This window comes from Actinophytocola sp. (assembly GCF_049647105.1).
Taxonomy (GTDB): domain Bacteria; phylum Actinomycetota; class Actinomycetes; order Mycobacteriales; family Pseudonocardiaceae; genus Actinophytocola.
The window spans coordinates 1-2,580 of record NZ_JBARWZ010000110.1; the positions used below are offsets into that span (position 1 = coordinate 1).

At 72.6% G+C, this 2,580-nt stretch carries 2 protein-coding genes; one reads left to right on the plus strand and one right to left on the minus strand.

What is annotated here, in order from left to right; genetic code table 11:
* Positions 1 to 1,428 (plus strand): tetratricopeptide repeat protein (locus WBA97_RS13685; RefSeq protein WP_424231158.1); only part of this gene is annotated, 1,428 nt, incomplete at its 5' end.
* On the opposite strand, the gene WBA97_RS13690 is transcribed toward WBA97_RS13685, so the two are convergent.
* The gene (locus WBA97_RS13690) at positions 1,409 to 2,224 is read right to left on the minus strand and encodes a Calx-beta domain-containing protein (protein ID WP_424231159.1); all 816 of its coding nucleotides are present in this window, start codon (positions 2,222 to 2,224) and stop codon (positions 1,409 to 1,411) included. The genes WBA97_RS13685 and WBA97_RS13690 overlap by 20 nt on opposite strands.
* Positions 2,225 to 2,580 lie beyond the last annotated feature (356 nt).

The following is a 2,580-nucleotide window of genomic DNA, read 5'->3' on the forward strand; positions in this document are numbered from 1 at the left end:
GCGCGGATGCTGCGGCTGCTCGGCACCGTGCCGGCGCCGACGGTGTGCGTCCACCTCGGTGCGGCGCTGGCCGACGTGCCCGTCGCGCGGGGCCGCGCGACCCTCGGCGAGCTGTCCGGTGCGCACCTGGTGATCGGCGCGGGGGAGGACCGCTACCGTTTCCACGACCTGATCCGCGAGTTCGCCCGCGACCGCGCCGTCGCGGAGGAGCCTGCCGCGGTGGCCGGGCGGTTGGTCGACTGGTACCTGTTCATCGCCGACGAGGCCAACCGGCTCGTCAACCCCGACCGCGACGCGGTGAAGCCCACGTTCCGGTTCCCCCTGCCCCCACTGCCCTTCCCGGCGAGCAGGCACGATGCGACGGCGTTCCTGGAGTCCGAACGGGACGGTTTCCTTCCGGTGGTCCAGTACGCGCGCGAACAGGGCATGTCCACCTCGGCGTGGCACCTGGTGTACCTGCTCACCAGCTTCTACGAGGTGAGCGGCCACTGGACTGAGCGCGTCGACCTCTGCCGCGCCGGGCTCGGTGCCGCCCGCGACAGCGGCGACCGGGCCGCGGAGGCGGAGATGCTGCGCGCGCTCGGCGTCGCCTACTACATGACCAGGAGGCTCACCGAGGCGGTGGAGACCAACCGGACCGCGCTCGGCGTGGTCCGCGACCTCGGCGACCTCGCGGGGGAGGGGCACGTGCTCAACAACCTCGCCAACGCCTACGCCGAGCTCCGCCGGTTCGACGAGGCGGTACCGGTCTTCCGCGAGGCCGGCGAGCGGGCCACGGCCGCCGGGAACCTGATCGGCGTCGCACTGTCCAAGCGCAACCTCGGTTACGCGCTCGTGCGGATGGGCCGCGCGCAGGAGAGCCTCGCGCCGCTGGCGGCCGCGCTCGAGATCTTCGACGACATCGGCAACGCGCGGCTCCGCGCGGGCACCCTCGACACCCTGGGCGAGGCGCACCGCGACCTGGGCAGGCACGCCGACGCGCTGCGCGACTTCGCCGAGGCGCTGGCCATCAGCAGGGAGATCGGCGACCGGTGGCTGGAGTGGGAACTGTTGCGCGACTGCGGGATCACCCACCTCGCGGCCGGCGACCCGGCCGCCGCGCTGGACCATTTCGGACAGTCGCTGGCGGTCACCCGCGCCGTGCACGACCGCAACGGCGAGGCGATCGCGCTGGAGCTGATCGGCCGGGTGCACCTGCGTGCCGGCAGGCACGACGAGGCCGCCGGGCACCTGGAGCATGCCCTCGCGGTCCGCTCCCAGGTCCCCGACGGCTTCGAGGAGGCACACATCCACCGCGACCTCGCCGAGCTCGCCGCCGCGCGCGGCAACGGCGCGGCCGCGTCCCTGCACCGCGGCCGCGCCGTGCACCTCTACCTCCGGGTCAACGCCACGGCCGAGGCCGAGGCGCTCACCCCTCCCGGATCGTGATCTTCGCCCGTCCCACGCCGATCGTGCCCGCGTCGACGCCGGTGATCTCCGCGCCGAAGTACTCACCCTGCGCGGCGCCCGCCAGCAGCTCGACGGGCACGTTCACGCGGTCCGCGCCCGAGGGGATGGTCACGATCTGCTTCTTGACCGGCACGTAGTCCTTGCCCGCCACCGCGGTCCCGTCCACCGTCTGCAGGCTCAGCGAGACCGGCACCTGGGCGATCGTGTTGAGGCGCAAGGGAATCGCGCACACGTCGGAGGGCCACCAGCAGATCCCGCCCTCCATGATCGCCACCACGAGACCGTCGCCGGAGGAGCCGCCGTCGTCGTTGAGCACCGACACGCTCCCGGCGCCGCCCGCGATGGTCACGCCGCGCGGGCTGAACAGCTCGACCGTGAAGTCCTCTTCCTGCTCGTGCTGGTCGTCGCGCACCACCTGGACCGGCACGACCCGGGGACCGGGCGTGGTCCAGCTCAGCATCGCGGTCGCGGCCACGTAGTCCTGGCCGTCCTCCGCCGTCCCCTCGACCGTCCGGTAACGCACCGAGCCCGTCGCCGGGCAGCCGGCCGCCGGCGGTGCCATCGTCACGGTGACCGCGAAGGTCTTGGTGCCTCCCCCCGACCCCTCGTACTGCCGCACGTCGGCCACCGACACCGAGGGTGCCGCACACACCGATGGCACCGCGGCCGCGCTCACCCCGCCAGCGACGACATTCCCCACCGTGGCGGCGGCCACCGCCGCCACCACCGCGAACACCTTGGCGCGCATACGTTCCCCCCATCTTCCGTCACTCATGACCGAAGGTGTACAGAGCGGTGGTTGTGGTGCGGTTGTGACCGATTGCCCGAAGGGGCAAGTTGTTTCCCTTCACCAGGCGTGATCTTGAGCGGTACGGGGTACTCGCGAGTACGGGAAGCCAGGTAGATCTTTGGGGTCGGCCATGAACGAACATCGCTTACACCACTTCGGCAGCACTGCCACCAACTCCGTCGTCCGTCGCCGCCGGGTCCGTGCGGCCCGCAAGAGGGTGGCGGCCACCCGCGCCACGATCGCCAGGTCCTACGCCTCGGCCATGCCCGCGCGGGACACCCTCCGCGACACCGGCCCCGCTGACTGACCGGTCCGCGTCGCGCCGCGCGGGGGTCTCCCCG

Coding starts and splice junctions, on each gene's coding strand:
- WBA97_RS13690 (WP_424231159.1), bottom strand. CDS start 2,224: ATGAGTGACGGAAGATGGGGGGAACGTATGCGCGCCAAGGTGTTCGCG.